Origin of the sequence: Methanosarcina acetivorans C2A (assembly GCF_000007345.1) — an archaeon.
GTDB classification, from domain to species: Archaea; Halobacteriota; Methanosarcinia; order Methanosarcinales; family Methanosarcinaceae; genus Methanosarcina; species Methanosarcina acetivorans.
In genome coordinates this window covers 3796073-3812801 of sequence record NC_003552.1, presented here as the reverse complement: position 1 = coordinate 3812801, position 16729 = coordinate 3796073, and the positions used below count along the sequence as shown (strand labels likewise).

Here is a 16729-nt window from a genome sequence, read left to right as displayed (position 1 = left end):
ACTTACTCCTGTGTATGATTTCTAAGTTTTTCAACCGGGCTTACAGGTCTTTTTCCATTCTTTTATGTATATATTTATTTATACAGTATGTGGGATTTTGGCTGGAAAAAAGTCGGCTTTTTTGACCTATAATCTTATATACTTCTTCTAATTATACATAGAGTTATTATATAAATAATTAGAGGGTTGATTGCAAATGTCTTCAATTGCAACTGATTTAGAAACTACAGGTCAAAGGAACTTATCCAAAAATTTAGTTAATGATAGGGGTCCTGAAGCAAAAGAGGTAAGCTCACTTATAGATAACCTTCCCATTACTGTTTTCAGGACATCTGTCGATTCATCCTGGGCGGTCAGGTACATAAGTAAAAATGTAGATGTGTTAACAGGACATACCAAGATGGATTTCATTTCACAAAAAATATCCTGGTCTGATATTGTTTATCCGGAAGATGCTCCACTGATAGAGGAAATCGTGCAGAAAGCTATGAAAAATAGGACTGCCTACCAGGTCGAATACCGAATCAAAAAAACAGATGGCAGTACAGTGTTCATTCAGGAACTGGCTCATCTTGTGAACGATGATGCCGGAAACCTGGCTTATATTGACGGGGTATTTCTGGATGTAACTCCACAGATCCTGCGGAGGGAAGAATCCCAGAGGGCCATTGTTAGCAGCATCCCCCAGCCGTCTCTTGCACTTTACGTAGATGCTTCCGGAAAAATAAAGTATATTAACGATTATTTTGTGAAAGTTTGCAAGTTTAAGAAAGCAGAAGATGCAATAGGGGTCTCTCCTACCGATCTGATGGAGAGCGGTGATAAAAAATCCCTTGCTGAAAAAGTGCTGGAATCCGGAGAAGCTGTATACAACCTTGAACGTCCTCTTAAACTCCGGGCTCTGGATAAACCTCTGCACACCGTGACCTCTTCAGTCCCGATAAAAGACGATTCCGGAGCCATTATCGGAAATCTCACGATCATAACTGATATGACCGAGATGAAAGAGAAAGAAAAGGAAATTGCGGAACTTTTGCATTATACTAACAGCTGTCTGAAGGACCTTGGTGAGGGAATTAGAAGGATTGGTGAGGGGGACCTTGAAGTTCATCTGGAGAAGATCAAGGACGATGATTTCGGCAAAACCTTTGAGGAGTTCAATCAACTGGTCGCCAATCTGAAATCGGTTATTGAAATCATCCTGGCAGACATGCTCACGACCCTTGAAGAAGCCCGGCAGTCCGAAGAGGCTGTCAGCCAGATGAACACGGGTATGCAGCAGATTTCAACTGCAGCCGAGCAGATTGCAACCGGTTCGGAGAACCTCTCCAGGCATGCCGGCACGGCAGCAACTGATGTAAAGGCTTCTCAGGATATTTTCAGAAAGCTCAGCGAATCCTCTACCAAATCTTCCAGCTATGCCTCCCAGGCAGGGAAGACCAGTGAAGAAGCCCAGGAGCTCAACAACATGGCTCTGGAAGGCGTGGAGCAGTTTGTTGCAGAGATCTTCAAACTCGGAAACATTGTCCATTCCCTTGATGATGCCGTTAACAACATCGGAGCCGTTACCGGAAAAATCAAATCTATTGCTGACCAGACTAACCTCCTTGCTCTGAATGCAGCCATTGAAGCAGCAAGAGCCGGGGAATACGGCAGGGGTTTTGCAGTTGTTGCCGATGAGGTTCGGAAACTTGCTGCCGATTCGAGGAAGAGCACTGACGAGATAAATGAAATCGTCACAAACGTCCAGAAAGAGACCAAGAAAGTGACTGAAGCTATAAATGCTGCCGACATCCAGGCTAAAACCGGAAGTAAGAACATTAAACAGGCTTTGAATAAGAGCCATGAGATTGCCGCTGCAGTTGCCACTATAAACTCCATGCTTCTTGAACTGGATAAGCTTGCAGATGACGGTCTGAACAAGATTGATAACATTGAGAAGAGCATCAGTGAAGCGGCATCCACTGCTGAGGAAAATGCAGCGAGCAGTGAAGAAACCTCTGCAGCTATCGAGGAACAGACCGCTGCCATGCAACAGGTAAGCACTTCGGTACAGAACGTGAGCGAGCTTGCCCAGAAAACCGTCGATGCTCTCATTGAAAACTTCAAGGTGTCGGGGGAGCAGACAAACAATCAACCTTCTTTTGGAAAGCCACAGCATTTTGACAGGAAGAAGAGTACGAGAATGTACTGAGTGTTGAATCCGGAGTTGTTTGAATTCGGGGATAACGGGTGCAGCAGTCTGTACTCTGCAATTCCTTAACCCCTTTCAGGTGATGAAAATGAGCTATCATAGTCAGATTGTAAATGTGGATAATACTATTCAGGTGATTGTTTTCAATCTTGGTGAAGAAAGATATGGAGTTGAAATTTCCCAGGTAAAGGAAATTATCCTGCCAACTCAAATTACCAGAATTCCGAACATGCCTGACTTTGTAGAAGGAGTCCTGAACCTCAGGGGGCAAATCGCAGCCATTATCAATCTCAGGAACAGACTTGGTAAGGAACCGAAGAAAAACGATGAAAATACCCGGATTATTGTTGTTGAATACAATAATGCAACCATTGGGATGATGGTTGACAGCGTTAGCGAAGTCAGATATCTCTCTTCCCAGAATATCGAAGAAATCCCCAGGTTTTTGGCTTTGAGAGCCGATTCCAGGTTTTTAAAAGGTGTGGGAAAACTTGAAGACGGGCTTCTCACCCTGATGGATCTTAAGGAGTTGTTCAGCGAAGACGAGCTGAAGGAGATCAGGGGATGACCGAAAAAGTCCACCTTCGAGCTTCTATCAAAACTTATGATGGTGGATGGGTGGATGTAGAACTGGTGGTTACCGATAACAACCTTGTTATAGGCAAAAGGAACATCCCCCTCAAGGAGATAGAGGACCTTGAAGAAGTTGAAGTGGAGGGCATTAGTTGCGTTCAAATTAAAAAAGAGGACAAAGTAATCCTTAGATTTCCTCCTAATCTTCATCAACAGGTTTTCAAATTCATTGCATTCAACCTCAAAGCAGATAAGTTTGCAGTGTTTTTTTTGGAATCTGCTACTGTAGGTGGTGTTGTTTCCTCGAGTGCCAGGTGGGAAAAAGGGTATTTCAGTGTAACCGATGAAGGATTCTGGTTTTTGTCTTCCAAAAACCAGAAGAGGATTCCGATTGAAAATCTCGGGTCCGTTAAAACCGATCTCAGAAATGTCGGCGGGAAACAGAGAAAAGTTCTTGTCCTGTCTCATGTTGAAAAAAGTAGTGTAGTGACAAGCCTTGTCTTCTGCCCGGAAAGTACGCTGGAAATGCTTGAAGGTTATCTGCAAAGACTTTTTGAAAAACATAAACCTGCAATTACCCTGTCTGAAGATGAAATGCAGATTCTCACTCTGATCTATTCCGGATTGGACTTCGCATCAATTGAAAACATTGTCGGGATGTCAACGGATGAGCTGAATACTTATTATGACCGCCTTGTTGATTCCGGCCTGGCTAAGGTTGTGAAAATCAGAAAAGAAATCGAATTGACCCCTTATGGGGTAAGTATGGTTGATAAAATATCCAAGAGATAATTTTTCTGGGGGATACATATGGCAAAAGTCTTGATTGTTGATGATACAGCTTTTATGAGAAAACTTCTTAAAAATATTCTTTTCGGCGCCGGATTTGATATTGCAGGGGAAGCTGAAAACGGAAAGCAAGCAGTGGAAATGTACAAAGGGCTCAAGCCGGATGTCGTGACGATGGACGTCGTCATGCCTGAAATGACAGGAATTGATGCCTTGAAGCAAATAAAGGCCCTTGACAAAGACGCTAAAATTGTAATGTGCACTGCAATCGGGCAGGAGAATATAGTAAAAACAGCTATAAAACTGGGGGCAAGAGGATACATTATAAAACCTTTCCAGGCTCCCAAAGTCATTGAAGAGATAAAGAAAGTAATCGGTGCATAAATTTTGGGGATAGAGCATGATTCGCACTCTTATTGTTGACGATTCTGCCTTCATGCGGATGGCAATAAGAAGCATGCTTGCAAGCAGCCCGGACATAAAGATAGTCGGAGATGCGTGTAATGGAAAAGAAGCTGTAGAAAAGGCAAAATCCTTACACCCTGACGTAGTTATAATGGACGTTAACATGCCGGTCATGGACGGGCTGACGGCTGTTAAAACCATTATGAATACGTCCCCCGTTCCCATCATCATGTTCAGCACCCTGACAACAGAGGGTTCAAAAGAGGCTCTGGAGGCTTTACATCTCGGAGCCATAGATTTTACTGCAAAATCCGAGTCTCACCATGATGTGAATAAGGCCGAAAAAGAGCTTGTTGATAAAATAAGAAATATTCACAGTTCAAATCCTAACCTCTTAAGATTAATAAATATGAGGAAATTCAAAGGGGAGGTAGTCAGGGGGAAATGGAGATGTGCCGGTGACTTTGGAATTCTCATAGGGTCTTCTACGGGCGGCCCTTCATCGCTTGAACAGGTGATTCCAAGGCTCCCCGGCGATTTGCCTGCTCCGGTTTTCGTTGTCCAGCATATGCCTGAAGGGGGTTTTTGCAGGCAGATGGCAGAAAGGCTGAATTTTCTGTCAGAGCTGGAAGTAAAGGAAGCCCGGAATAATGAAAAAGTAACGGCAGGTATTGTTTATGTAGCACCAGGGGGCTACCACATGACCGTTAGAAAGGCTCTGGATGTCACCAGGATCAAACTCATAAAAAGCCAGCCGGTCCATGCCGTAATGCCTGCGGTTGATGTAACTGCCGAAAGTATGCTTGCAGTATATGGAAAGAACATAGTTGCCTCTATTCTTACGGGTATGGGGTTTGACGGGGCTTCAGGGTTTAAAACGATACGGGATGCAGGCGGTTCCACTATTGCGTGCAGCGAAGATACCTGTGTTATTTTCGGGATGCCAAAGGCTGCAATAGAGGCCGGAGCTATTGATGTTGTTAAACCCATTTTTGAGATCCCCGAAGAAATTGTGAAGAGACTGGAGGCGAAGTGCAATGGAAAGTGACATGGCAGCTTATAAAAGCGATTTCCTTCAGGAAGTTTACGAATGTCTCGATGTATTCAATCAATCTTTTGTGGATCTGGAAAATGGAGAAACTGGCGCAATTGATGAAATCTTCAGGATAACCCATACGATAAAAGGAATGGCCGGTTTTCTCGGGTATTCGTTCCTTGAACATCTGTGCCACAGTATGGAAGAGGTCCTTTGTGGCATAAAAAACGGAGACATAAAGATAGACGGGGAACTGGTTGACATCCTGCTTTCGACAGTTGACCGAATCATAGAGATCGTCAAACAAATAGAAAGCTCAGATAACGATTCTGTCAAAATAGACGATCTCCTGAAAGCTTTCGAAAACTACGAAAAAATGAAGGATGATGAGTGGGAGCCACTTTGTCCTCTCTCCTTTGAAAAGAAAAACACGGTTACGATAACTACATCCGTGCTGCAGGCAGAGGAAATTATCGCTCCATATTCCGAATACACTGATAACGGGGAAAGTGGAATTGCCTTCAATCAGGATGCCTGCAATCAGGATGCCTGCAATCAGGATGCCTGCAATCTCGTTCTGGACCTGACCCTCACTAAAGACTGTGTTATGAAGGATTTGAGGGCAGCACTGGTTATGGAATCCCTCAGGGATGTTTGCAACATAGTCCGCACGGACCCCGATGAAAGTGAGATGGATAAGACTTTTGACGGTCACTTAACAGTATATCTTTCAGGAGACAGCTATACAGTTGAAGGGTTGATGGACAGAATTTCGGAGATTGAACAGTTTGATATTTCCGAAATTAAGCCGCCCGGTATTGTCTGTGATGAAGAAATTAAAGTTCATGGTCCTGCATCTAATCGTCCTGTAGCGGAAGAAAAGCTCTCCGATACCCCTTCAACTTTATTCCCTGTGAATGAAGAGCCGGCTGTCCCAACCACAGAAAAATCAAATTCGCTTCACTCCTGTATTTACAGTCTGGCAGCAAGACTGCGCTGCATTCCGGACAGAATAAGCAGATCAATAAATTGTTTCAAAATAACCGAATCCGCAGGGATACTTACAAAGAAAAAACGTAAAGAATCTTCCCCTGAGGTTCCGAAGTCCTGGGAATTCCGGGTTCCGGAAAATGATCCGGAAGCGAGTTATGCGGTTCATGGTCAGGAGTTGCAGCCTGAAGAAGCCAGGATTTCCGAGCAAATTTCCAAACCGGCCTTTGACGGGCCTGTTCCTTATCAGGCTTTTGATGAGCCTGTTCCTGATATGGAAATTTCTGACAAAAGTATTTCTGACGCGGGTCTTTCTGAGAGGGGAATTTTAGATCAGGAGCTGCTGCTTGACAAAGCCCGGCCCTCTGTAGAGAAATCTGAAGCTACCCATATCCCTGGGTCGGAGCTACAGGAGTCTCGGGAAAGCAAAGAGCCGGAAGCCGGATCAAGTCATCACTTCTCCGAATCGGCAGCATCCGCAAAAACCCCACTGGAAACACAGAGGCAGGAAACTATCCGGGTCAGGACCTCCAATCTTGATAATATAATGAACCTTGTCGGGGAGCTTGTTATAAACAAGGGGCGTTTGCTTCAGATCTCCCAGGAGTATAACCTGCCCGAACTGGAGGAAGCGACCGGGGCTCTGGATAAGTCCATCTCAAGCTTGCAGGACGAAGTGATGTTGATACGGATGGTGAAAATTGAGAGAGTATTCAGCAAGTTTCCGCGTATGGTAAGGGACCTGAGCAGAAAATTCGACAAAAATATCGAGTTTGAAATTGAAGGTCAGGATACGGAACTGGACAGGACGATCCTGGACGAAATTAGCGATCCTCTGGTCCACCTTGTCAGAAATGCCGTTGATCACGGTATAGAATATCCCGAAGCACGGGAAAAAGCCGGGAAGAACGAAGTCGGAAACATAAAACTCTCTGCCAGAAGAGAGAAAAACAACGTAATAATTGAGATCGAGGATGACGGAAAAGGTATAGATGTTGAAGTCTTGAAAAAGAAAGCCGTTGAAAAAGGCATATTCTCGGCATTTGATGTGGAAAATCTCAGTGAAGAAGAAATTCGGATGATAATTTTCTCCCTGGGCTTTTCGACAAAGGAATCCCCTACAGAGATCTCCGGAAGAGGTGTGGGTATGGATGCGGTGAAAACTGCTGTTGAAAAACTGGGAGGAAAGGTCAGGGTTTATTCAAAGAAGGGAGAGTTTACCCGAATCAGAATTGATCTGCCTCCTACTGTTGCCATTATCAAATCCCTCCTGGTGGAGGTCGGGCCGGAGACATATGCTATCCCGATTTCCAACGTTGTGAAAGCTCTGAGTGTTGACAGCAGTGATTATAAGCTTGTTAAAGAAACCCCTGTGCTTTACATAAGGGATAAGCTGATACCAACTGCCGAACTAAAAGAAATTTTCCATGTTGAATGTGAAAAATCGAATAAAGAAATTGCCATAATTGTTGAAAAAGAAAATGAAGAAGTTGGCCTTATAGTCGATTCGATTATAGACCAGCAGGAAATCGTTATTAAACCGCTTGGAAACATTTTCTCAAATTCAAAAGGATTTATCGGAGCCACAATACTGGGGGACGGGCGTGTAATTCCGATTATAGATGTTTCAATGCTTATAATGGGTGATACTGATGACTGATTTAGGTAATCTCAGTGAGGTGGAACTGGATGTTTTGAAGGAACTCGGAAATATAGGGGCAGGGCATGCTGCCACGTCTCTATCTAAACTACTGAATAAAGATGTCTACCTCTCAGTTCCGGAGGTCAAGGTGGGAGAAATAAAAAATATTTCAAGCGAATTCATTGGTGAGATTGTTGCAGGCGTGATAATAGCCCTGCAGGACCTCGAAGAAAAAAAATCCGGGTATCTGTACATTATGTTTCCTGAAAAGTCGGCAAGAAAAATTGCAGGCGATTTATTCGATATGGAAGAGCTGGATGAGGAAATGTATGCTTCCACAATTATGGAGGTCGGAAACATCCTGTCCTCGTCTTTTTGTGATGCAACGGCTGATTTTATGGACATAATATTACTCCCGTCTCCTCCAAGTTTCGCAGAAGATGTACCTGCGGCAGTTATCGATTCTGTCGTTTCGCAGATGGCTAAGAATAGCAATCATATTATCTTATTTGAGACCTCTCTCAGCTCTGAGTCGGATATTGAGATTTATTTAGCCCTGCTTCCGGAAGCCTGTCTGCTTGATGATATGATGAAAATTATGGGACAATTATGAGTGACGACATTTTATTCGTCTCGAATGGAAATGGGAAAGCTATTTTCTTAACCAGCAGGGCTGTGCTGGTTAAGTCTTTTTGTTCGCTTTCGAAAACCTGCTCATTTAAGGATTCTTGCCAGTCATGTGAGATCGTTGATGCTGCAAAAAGCTACCTGATGGGCAAGAAATCAGATTTGAACGTCAAAAGTCTGGACGGAGAACTCTCTGCCGGGATAGGTGAATACAAAATCGGGAAAAACGTCCTCTTGAAAGTGATGGGCCTGGGCTCCTGTATTGGTGTTATTCTTTCTGACGTTTCGACAGGTATATGCGGGATTGCCCATGTGCTGCTCCCGGGAGCTTCGAATAGCGGGGAAGCCAAGTATGCCGAGACAGCCATAGAAAATATGTTTGAAGATATGATCAGGATGGGAGCAAGAAAAAACCGAATTACTGCAAAGTTTGCAGGTGGAGCCCAGGTCTTTAAGCACATGAGCCTGGATATCCTCAAAATCGGGGACCGAAACGCCATATCCGTTGAGGAAACTCTGGTTAAAAGAAATATCCCGATTCTGGCAAAGGATGTGGGTGGGGAAGTCGGCAGAAATGTTATCTTCAATCCTGTGGACGGGAGCATGATTGTCAAATATACCAAAGGGGAAGTACTGTGGTTGTAAATTTTGATGAAGACTTTAAATTTCTTATACGAAAAATTTCGAAATCGTCGGGGATTGTTCTTACCGGGTACAGGGATAGTTATCTCAGGAGAAGAATCGACCTGAGGATGAAAGCCGTAGGTGCGGATAACTATGCAACGTACAAGGGGCTTCTGGAAAGAAATCAAAACGAAATGAAGGAAGTTATAAATGCCCTTACGGTAAACGTTACCGAGTTTATGCGGGACAAAACCCCTTTCCTGTTTTTCCGGAAAGAAATCCTTCCCGAAATAATGGAGCGAAAAAATAAGTCCAGAAGCAACATAGTCAGGTTCTGGAGTGCAGCCTGTTCCTATGGGGAGGAACCGTATTCAATCGGCATCTGCTCCAGAGAAGTTCTGCCGGAAGACTGGAGCGTCTCCATCTATGCAACCGACATTGACGAAAAATGCCTGAAGGATGCTTCTCAGGGAATATACCGTAAAGAGCAATTGAAAAACCTTGAACCTTCCATTGTGCGTAAGTATTTTGAACCTTTCGGAGAGAGCTTCAAAGTAAGAAGCATTCCGAAACTCTCGATCCGCTTCCAGAAACATGACCTGACCAGCGAAGCTCCGATTTCAAAGTATTTTGATACAGTATTCTGCAGAAATGTAATGATCTATTTTAATGAGAATCAGAAAATAAAAATGTTAACTGATTTCTATAATTCCCTTTCAGACGGAGGATATCTGGTTATCGGAAAGTCCGAAACTTTACCAGCTGAAATAAGGGAACTGTTTACTCCTGTAAGCGTAAAAGAAAAGGTTTTCAAAAAAATATAATTATCTGTTGATCAAGCCGGTTCCTTACCTTCAGGGCTCTGGATATCCTTAATTTCACAGGATTCCTCATATCTCTTTTTTCTCTGATTTAAGGAGATTTTGAAGTTTTCTCCGGTGTCGTGTCCATCCTGTTCTTTTAATTTTTCCTTAAATCATGGTATTTTGATGGTCTCGTATTAATCAGTTGATCTTATTCAGCTATCCGAAACTGGGACCTTTTGTTTTTTGCTTCTGCTCCTTGCAGGGCTGAACTTTTCTCTTCTTTTACGCAAAAAAGGAACAAGCGAATTTATGTCTTGACCTGGGTGACCTCACTAAAATTCATAGGTAAATATAAGCGCCTCCGCCAGCTTGTCTGGCGGCCTTTCACAAAAAGCAAAAGACGCAGCAAGTTATCATTTTTTCCTGTCACTTTTACATGTTAGTTCCTTGAAGATATTAAAGGTCTATTTTACTTGCAGGCTTATGCGGCTTCTTTTATCTCATCTGGCATGAAAATACTTTCAATTACTTTCGTTATTTCTGCCTGTTATTCGAAGAATATCATGTGTGTTTTTGGAAAGGCCGTTCTCCTGTATCTATTTACTTTATAATTGATTTTGAGTTAGTCCTCTTGAGCGAAGCTCGCTACTGCAATCAGTTGTCCCCTTGAGCGAATTTCACTTCTTGGCCACAAGTTAGTCCTCTTGAGCGAAACAAAGTGGAACGAAAAGGACGGCGGGCTGTTGCAATTACGTCTCAACTCCCACGAAATCTTCGATTTCATGTGATCACGAATCGCAATTTGGGTGGTGCGACTCTGCCGGACAGGAACGACACGGTATAGTGAATAAGGCTGTACTGGGCAGAATTCAGGAGGTTGAGTCAGACTTGTTTTTCTTCAAAAATATCAACCATGTAAAGGTGGATGACCAGTATTTTGGACGATATGTTGCGACATTAATATAAAAATGAATTAGATCCCTCTTTGTGGGTTAAAAATATATGCCTTTCTGATGAATTTGATGCTTCTCTGAATGACCGAACTAGGGGAAGTTTATATACATCAGTTGATTTTTTGCAGTAAACTTTTGTATTTTTTTAATTTATCACTTACTAAATAATATATTAATATTTTTCGGATTTTTCCGTTCATGCTAATACTAACTAACGATATATTTTTTTCTTCATTCATATCATTATTATTCTTAAAAAAGTATCAATAGCACTAAAAACCCTCGGATTTTTCTCAATAATATTTTCCATAAGTTGTCTTCTTTTATACTCAAATCCTTCCAAACTCTCCTCTAAATGTATAAAATTTAATACAAAGTAAACTCTTTAACTGCCGAAAGATTTATAATAATTCCTGATATTATATTTGCTGTTATAATAATCACACAATATTGAGGTGATTCATTATGTGGAACCGATTAATCAAAAATGAAAGAGGGTTTACAGGGCTTGAAGCTGCAATTGTGCTGATAGCCTTTGTCGTCGTAGCAGCAGTTTTTAGCTACGTCATGTTGGGAGCGGGGTTCTATACAACCCAGAAAAGCCAGGAAGTCGTGCACACGGGTGTGACCCAGGCAAGCAGTAGCATTGCACCTTCCGGTGATGTAATTGTTAGAGGAGACGCTTATGGAGGCAATGCAAGTCAGATTACATTTTATGTAACGAATACTGCAGGCGGAACATCTGTAGATCTGGATAAGACAATTGTTTCCTACACGGATGACGATGATTTTGTAACACAGGAATATGCTGTTGACACAACTGCAACTCCTGTTACTAAAGGGCCGGCTGCCATTCCTGATGATGGTGCCTGGGGTGACACATACGGATGGGTGTATAACGGTACAATTGTCACCAATGATGACAACCTACTTGAAAAAGGTGAAAAGTATAAAGTCGTAATTGATTTAGATACATTTCTTGGGACTGGTACTTTACCTACTGTGAATGAAAAATTCAAAATTGAGGTAAAACCCCCAGAGGGTGCAGTTCTTACAATTTCAAGGACATTGCCTGCTGCACTTGTCACGGACAACTATTATCCGGTTTACTGAGGTGATCTGTAATGTGGAACACATTTTCAAAAGATGAAAAAGGATTCACTGGACTTGAAGCAGCAATTGTTCTTGTAGCTTTTGTAGTCGTGGCTGCGGTTTTCAGCTACGTTATGCTCGGGGCGGGCTTTTATACTACCCAGAAAAGTCAGGAAGTCGTGCACACGGGTGTACAGCAGGCAAGCAGCAGTGTCGAATTAAGTGGAGATGTAATTGCCAGAGGTAACACTACTGCAGCTAACCCTGCAGATTATTCAATTGATAGTATTACTCTATGCTTGCAGCTGACTTCAGGCGGTTCATCAGTTGATATGGACAAAACTCTCATAGTTTATTCAGATCCAGATACAGCACCAACTGAATTGACACTTGACGATGGATTCACGATATCCACCAAGTATAACGCTAACACAGACAATCTTATAGACAGAGCTGAGAAATTTGATGTAAGCATTGATACGAGTAGTTACGGGATAGGACCTTACAACGAGTTCCAGCTTGAAATCAAACCACCTCAGGGGGCTTCCTACACCATTCACAGGACTGCACCCGGATCAATCAGTGCAATAATGACTCTCGTCTAAAACTAAAATTCAAGCAATAATGACACTCCTTTGAGTGCCATTATTTCATTTTTTAACGCTACAGTTGGGTGATATGATGAATAGTGGGGAATCCTTTGACCAGTCCATGATTGATAGTATTGTAGCTTCAGCTGAGAGCGACACTATAGAGTCCAGGGTTGCAAGCCTTGAAGAAGAGGTGACCGAGATCAAAGGCTCCATAAAGACTCTTCTCATGGACATAAGGGAAACGATGGGGGTGCTTGAAAATCCTTTCCAGAATATTCAGGGTATTGCTAACATTTCCGGTGCCATAGTAAATCCCAAATCAATAGAAGATCATCCCCCGCCTCATAAATATGAAGAAATTGAAGGAGAGGAGGAGACTGATGAAGTTGGCCTGGAAATGGAGCAGGTTCCAAAAAATCTCTTTGAGGATCTGAGAAAGGCTGCTAAAAAACAGTCTAAAAAGGGTGATTCCAAATTTATCGATCCTATTTCCTTCTACAGGACTATCGTCTGGAGCAAGGACATGGTCGAGAAATATGACCATGAAGCTATAACGGAATTAATTGATGTCTTCTCCCTTCTGGGCTATATTCCCGGGGAGATTAAAGAAATCATTATCAAAATCATTGAGATCCTGAACAAAAACAACAACCTTGATGATGCAGTGATAGATCTGTACAGGCTTTATCATATTCTTTACCCGGAAGACCAGTCTCTTGACTCCAAGGTACTGGGGCATCTCCTCGATGGCAAATAAGGTGGTTGGAGGGGCAGAAGGTCTGTCGCCTGATTCTTTAATACTGCGTTACTTTCTCAACGAAAACGATCTGGTGAAAAACAAATGTCAAAGGAAGTGATAACTTCAGCAATACTCGTAATTGTGAGTGTTATAGCTGCAGTGGCTTTTGTAAATGCCGTCCTTCCTTCCGTATATGGTCTGTCCGAATCTTATAGCTCCGTTGCCCGTAGCATGGAAGACCAGTTTAAAACCGATATCGATATCATCTTCATTTATCCCGATGGGAATGACGTTTATGTCTGGATAAAAAACGTAGGGTCTTCAGATATACCCCTTTCACAGCTGCAGTACTGTGACGTCTTTATTGTATCTTCCTCAGGCTACTGGAACCCCGGACTTGAAGCTGCTTCAGCTCCGTCCTGGGATTACACTCTCGAAAACGGAGACGGAGACACCTGGAATCGCGGAGAAACTATCAAAGTAACAATAGCGCTTGATGCCCTTCCAAGTGACATTTATAAACTTACCTTTTTCCTGTACAATGGGGTATCAACATCAGATACCTTCTCAACGTGATATCATGGGCCTCGATACAATAATCGTAGCGTTCTTTGTAGTCGGAACGATTCTGGTTGTTGCAGGTACTCTGACAATGGGGACCAATACTCTTGTTGAGTCTTCCTATCACGGATACGTTTCAGCTCATCAGACAATGATGGACAGGCTTCAGACCCGTATCGAAGTCCAGAATATAGTCTTCAACGTTTCAACAAATCATACCAGTTTCACTGTTGCAAATACCGGTGAGACCAAATTAAGCAACTTCGATCTCTGGGATGTTCTCCTGGTCAAAGACGGTAAAGTGTCGTATTTGAACGAATCTCAGTACAGTATAACACCTGATACAGATCTCCTGAATCCGGGGATTCTGGACCCGCATGAAAGTATTAACATCGAACTATTAATCGACATCGACTCCAATGACAGTTTCATTGTAAAAATTATCACTGAAAACGGTATCGTCTCTTCCGCAGAGCACGAGGCAGGTGTATAAAATGGGAGCAAGTGAAGATAAAAATAAGATTATTTCAAGCGGCAATGACGAAATTGATAAAAAACTGGGTGAGGGAATCCCTCTCGGTTCTCTTGTGCTCATCGAAGGCGAAAACGATACCGGAAAGAGTGTACTCTGCCAACAAATGGTGTATGGAGGCCTGAACCAGCTTCACAGAATTGCCTACTATTCAACCGAGAATACTATTAAAAGTATGCTGGCTCAGATGGACAGCCTGAGCCTCGATATCTCGGACTTTTACAGCTGGGGTTATTTCAGGATTTTTCCTGTCCATCTCGAAGGTGTGGAATGGACTTCCGAGCAAATGAAAGGCACTCTGCATCTCGTTACAACTCACATTAAAAATATCAGAGAAACAGTTATCATTATTGACTCTCTCACGATGTTTACTACTTATTCCGATGAGGACAACATCCTTGAATTCCTTACAAATTTGAAAAATTTATGTGATAAAGGGTATACAATCTTTATCACTCTGCACCAGCATGCTTTCAGGGAAGACACTCTAGTCAGAATACGGTCAGCATGCGATTGTCACCTGTTTTTAAGAAAGGAACAGCTCACCGACCGCTATATCAGCGTTATGGAAGTCTCGAAAATAAGAGGCGCAAAGAAAAGCACGGGCAATATAGTGAGTTTTGAAGTTCAGCCCGGTTTCGGTTTAAAGATTATTCCAATCTCACAGGCAAAGGTATAAAGAAAACTGTAGCCGGTCACGCATGGGGTATACATGGATAGTATTGAGGAAAAGCTGAGTACTGAGCACGGTTGTGCACTTAACGCAGGAATATATACTAATTTTCCGTTTAAACCGAAAAAGTATGACGGGCATGACCACTCAAACCTGAAAACGTGCAACCTTTACAAGCTCCTCCCTCCGGAAATGAAAGCGGAGGTTGAAAAAAACCTGCATCTCCTGGAGTATCTCCATATCCTGCCCATAGATACGATGGGTATACCCAGATATGTCTCCGGGATTGAGTCAAAACATGGTGAAATAGAGAATCCAAATCTCATATACAAGGTCAATGACCAGATATATGTGCACATTTACCCGAACAAAAACGATGTGAGGAACTTCTATATCCCGATTGAGCCCATACTGCTTACCGGAGTCGGGAGTCTCATCAAAGAGCTGGAAGCCAGACTTGTAGACCACCTTACAGGAATAGAGTTCGACCCTGAAAATCTGGAAGAAAAAGAAAGGATACTTAAAGAAGCTCTCGATGACATTTGCGTAATAGGAAATAAAAAACAGGTTGATATTTCTGCTGCAGGGGTTGATTCCGGGATCAAAAAACTGGGGGCAAAATTTTTTCCATCAAAGGAAGATCCCGGGAAGAATCACATTTATGTAAAAAAAGAACAGTACGAAGCGCTGAAGTACTCGATTATAAGGGATAAAATCGGTGTGGGTTTCCTTGACCCTTACATAAATGACAACAAAATTGAAGATATTACCTGCAATGGTCTCGGGCCCATCTTCATTGAACATAAGGTGTTCAAGGGTCTCAGGAGCGTAATAGAATTCAACGATAATGACGCTCTCAATCAGTACATCGTCAGGCTCGCAGAAAGGATCGGAAAGCCCATCACTTTCAAAAACCCCATAGTGGACTCCACACTTCCGGACGGGTCAAGAATTAACATTGTTTTCGGGGATGATATCAGTAAAAACGGGAGTAATTTTACCATAAGAAAGTTTGCTGACATTCCGTTCAGTATTCTTCAGGTCATAAAAGGCGGAACCTTGGATTACAGGATGGCAGCTTACCTGTGGATCCTGATCGGGGAAGGAATGAGCGGTTTCATATGCGGAGAAACCGCAAGTGGTAAGACGACCACATTGAACGGGATTACAGCGTTTGTAAATCCCGAGTCAAAACTGGTTTCAATCGAAGATACGCCTGAACTGCAGATCCCGCACAAAAACTGGACCCGGGAAACAACAAGAGGCAGTACAAGGGGCGGGGGGATAGGAGAAGGCAGCGGATCGGACGTTACGATGTTCGACCTTCTCAAAGCGGCATTGAGGCAGAGGCCAAACTATATCCTTGTAGGAGAAATCCGAGGAGTTGAAGGTAATGTCGCATTCCAGGCTATGCAGACCGGACACCCCGTCATGTCAACGTTCCATGCTGCAACCGTTGAGAAACTGATCCAGAGGCTTACTGCCGATCCTATAAACATTCCTAAAACGTATGTGGACAACCTCAACTTTGTCATCATCCAATCTGCAGTACGGAGACCGGACGGCAAGCTTGTGAGAAGAGTCCTCAGTATAAACGAGGTTCTCGGATACAACCCGGATAAAGGCGGAATTTCCTTTATTGAAGCCTTTTCCTGGGATCCTGTTACTGATACGCATGTTTTCAGTGCTATGGGAAGTTCGTACATCCTTGAAAACAAAATCGCCACGAGGCTCGGAATCCCTGGCAAGAAAAAGAAGGTAATTTACGATGAAATTGAAAAAAGGGCAAGAATTCTGGAGAGATTGGACAGTGAAGGAATTGTAAATTACTGGGACTTTTTTAACACGGTCGCAAAGATTACAAAGGCCGGGATGCTGAGGATTCAGTTCTGAGGTTGGT

The 16729-nt window shown here is 42.9% G+C and carries 16 protein-coding genes; all 16 read left to right on the top strand.

Going from position 1 to position 16729, the window contains the following annotated elements; genetic code table 11:
- The first annotated feature begins 196 nt into the window (after window positions 1-196).
- The 16 genes from MA_RS16060 (at window position 197) to MA_RS15985 (ending at window position 16722) form a co-directional block, all read left to right on the top strand.
- Window positions 197-2194 carry a methyl-accepting chemotaxis protein gene (locus MA_RS16060; RefSeq protein WP_048065598.1) on the top strand — a complete coding sequence of 666 codons (1998 nt, stop codon included), beginning with the start codon at window positions 197-199 and terminating at the stop codon, window positions 2192-2194.
- A gap of 88 nt (window positions 2195-2282) precedes the next feature.
- Window positions 2283-2762: a chemotaxis protein CheW gene (locus MA_RS16055; protein WP_048066438.1), complete on the top strand. Its 480-nt coding sequence runs from the start codon at window positions 2283-2285 to the stop codon at window positions 2760-2762.
- Window positions 2759-3559, top strand: coding sequence for a CheF family chemotaxis protein (locus tag MA_RS16050; RefSeq protein ID WP_011023008.1), 801 nt, complete (start codon window positions 2759-2761; stop codon window positions 3557-3559). The genes MA_RS16055 and MA_RS16050 overlap by 4 nt, the downstream gene beginning before the upstream one ends.
- Before the next feature lie 18 nt (window positions 3560-3577).
- A complete protein-coding gene (locus MA_RS16045) occupies window positions 3578-3940 on the top strand; it encodes a response regulator (protein WP_011023007.1) in 363 nt (120 codons plus the stop codon).
- 16 nt (window positions 3941-3956) lie between these two features.
- The gene (locus tag MA_RS16040; protein WP_048065597.1) at window positions 3957-5009 is read left to right on the top strand and encodes a protein-glutamate methylesterase/protein-glutamine glutaminase; all 1053 of its coding nucleotides are present in this window, start codon (window positions 3957-3959) and stop codon (window positions 5007-5009) included.
- The gene (locus MA_RS16035; protein WP_011023005.1) at window positions 4999-7647 is read left to right on the top strand and encodes a chemotaxis protein CheA; all 2649 of its coding nucleotides are present in this window, start codon (window positions 4999-5001) and stop codon (window positions 7645-7647) included. The genes MA_RS16040 and MA_RS16035 overlap by 11 nt, the downstream gene beginning before the upstream one ends.
- Window positions 7640-8242, top strand: a complete 603-nt coding sequence (locus MA_RS16030) for a chemotaxis protein CheC (protein WP_048065596.1) — start codon at window positions 7640-7642, stop codon at window positions 8240-8242. The genes MA_RS16035 and MA_RS16030 overlap by 8 nt, the downstream gene beginning before the upstream one ends.
- Window positions 8239-8901 (top strand): chemotaxis protein CheD, encoded by a 663-nt coding sequence (locus tag MA_RS16025; RefSeq protein WP_011023003.1) that lies wholly within the window; start codon window positions 8239-8241, stop codon window positions 8899-8901. Before MA_RS16030 ends, MA_RS16025 begins: the two co-directional genes overlap by 4 nt.
- Window positions 8892-9704, top strand: a complete 813-nt coding sequence (locus MA_RS16020; RefSeq protein WP_011023002.1) for a CheR family methyltransferase — start codon at window positions 8892-8894, stop codon at window positions 9702-9704. Before MA_RS16025 ends, MA_RS16020 begins: the two co-directional genes overlap by 10 nt.
- Window positions 9705-11104: 1400 nt before the next feature.
- Window positions 11105-11752 carry an archaellin/type IV pilin N-terminal domain-containing protein gene (locus tag MA_RS16015; protein ID WP_011023001.1) on the top strand — a complete coding sequence of 216 codons (648 nt, stop codon included), beginning with the start codon at window positions 11105-11107 and terminating at the stop codon, window positions 11750-11752.
- 11 nt (window positions 11753-11763) lie between these two features.
- The gene (locus MA_RS16010) at window positions 11764-12336 is read left to right on the top strand and encodes an archaellin/type IV pilin N-terminal domain-containing protein (protein WP_011023000.1); all 573 of its coding nucleotides are present in this window, start codon (window positions 11764-11766) and stop codon (window positions 12334-12336) included.
- A 73-nt stretch (window positions 12337-12409) separates the two neighbouring features.
- Complete coding sequence (locus tag MA_RS16005; protein ID WP_226990630.1) at window positions 12410-13081, top strand: hypothetical protein; 672 nt, start codon at window positions 12410-12412, stop codon at window positions 13079-13081.
- 84 nt (window positions 13082-13165) lie between these two features.
- Window positions 13166-13639 (top strand): hypothetical protein, encoded by a 474-nt coding sequence (locus tag MA_RS16000; RefSeq protein WP_011022998.1) that lies wholly within the window; start codon window positions 13166-13168, stop codon window positions 13637-13639.
- 4 nt (window positions 13640-13643) lie between these two features.
- Window positions 13644-14117 (top strand): flagellar protein FlaF, encoded by a 474-nt coding sequence (locus tag MA_RS15995; RefSeq protein WP_048065594.1) that lies wholly within the window; start codon window positions 13644-13646, stop codon window positions 14115-14117.
- 1 nt (window position 14118) lies between these two features.
- Window positions 14119-14835, top strand: coding sequence for an ATPase domain-containing protein (locus tag MA_RS15990; protein ID WP_011022996.1), 717 nt, complete (start codon window positions 14119-14121; stop codon window positions 14833-14835).
- A 33-nt stretch (window positions 14836-14868) separates the two neighbouring features.
- Window positions 14869-16722 (top strand): type II/IV secretion system ATPase subunit, encoded by a 1854-nt coding sequence (locus MA_RS15985; protein WP_011022995.1) that lies wholly within the window; start codon window positions 14869-14871, stop codon window positions 16720-16722.
- Window positions 16723-16729 lie beyond the last annotated feature (7 nt).

Excerpts from the sequence above, each read along its gene's own strand:
- MA_RS16040 (WP_048065597.1), top strand. The coding sequence starts at position 3,957 with ATGATTCGCACTCTTATTGTTGACGATTCTGCCTTCATGCGGATGGCA.
- MA_RS16050 (WP_011023008.1), top strand. The coding sequence starts at position 2,759 with ATGACCGAAAAAGTCCACCTTCGAGCTTCTATCAAAACTTATGATGGT.
- MA_RS16025 (WP_011023003.1), top strand. The coding sequence starts at position 8,239 with ATGAGTGACGACATTTTATTCGTCTCGAATGGAAATGGGAAAGCTATT.
- MA_RS15985 (WP_011022995.1), top strand. The coding sequence starts at position 14,869 with ATGGATAGTATTGAGGAAAAGCTGAGTACTGAGCACGGTTGTGCACTT.
- MA_RS16000 (WP_011022998.1), top strand. The coding sequence starts at position 13,166 with ATGTCAAAGGAAGTGATAACTTCAGCAATACTCGTAATTGTGAGTGTT.
- MA_RS16005 (WP_226990630.1), top strand. The coding sequence starts at position 12,410 with ATGATGAATAGTGGGGAATCCTTTGACCAGTCCATGATTGATAGTATT.
- MA_RS16030 (WP_048065596.1), top strand. The coding sequence starts at position 7,640 with ATGACTGATTTAGGTAATCTCAGTGAGGTGGAACTGGATGTTTTGAAG.
- MA_RS16010 (WP_011023000.1), top strand. The coding sequence starts at position 11,764 with ATGTGGAACACATTTTCAAAAGATGAAAAAGGATTCACTGGACTTGAA.
- MA_RS16035 (WP_011023005.1), top strand. The coding sequence starts at position 4,999 with ATGGAAAGTGACATGGCAGCTTATAAAAGCGATTTCCTTCAGGAAGTT.
- MA_RS15995 (WP_048065594.1), top strand. The coding sequence starts at position 13,644 with ATGGGCCTCGATACAATAATCGTAGCGTTCTTTGTAGTCGGAACGATT.
- MA_RS16055 (WP_048066438.1), top strand. The coding sequence starts at position 2,283 with ATGAGCTATCATAGTCAGATTGTAAATGTGGATAATACTATTCAGGTG.
- MA_RS16015 (WP_011023001.1), top strand. The coding sequence starts at position 11,105 with ATGTGGAACCGATTAATCAAAAATGAAAGAGGGTTTACAGGGCTTGAA.
- MA_RS16045 (WP_011023007.1), top strand. The coding sequence starts at position 3,578 with ATGGCAAAAGTCTTGATTGTTGATGATACAGCTTTTATGAGAAAACTT.
- MA_RS16060 (WP_048065598.1), top strand. The coding sequence starts at position 197 with ATGTCTTCAATTGCAACTGATTTAGAAACTACAGGTCAAAGGAACTTA.
- MA_RS15990 (WP_011022996.1), top strand. The coding sequence starts at position 14,119 with ATGGGAGCAAGTGAAGATAAAAATAAGATTATTTCAAGCGGCAATGAC.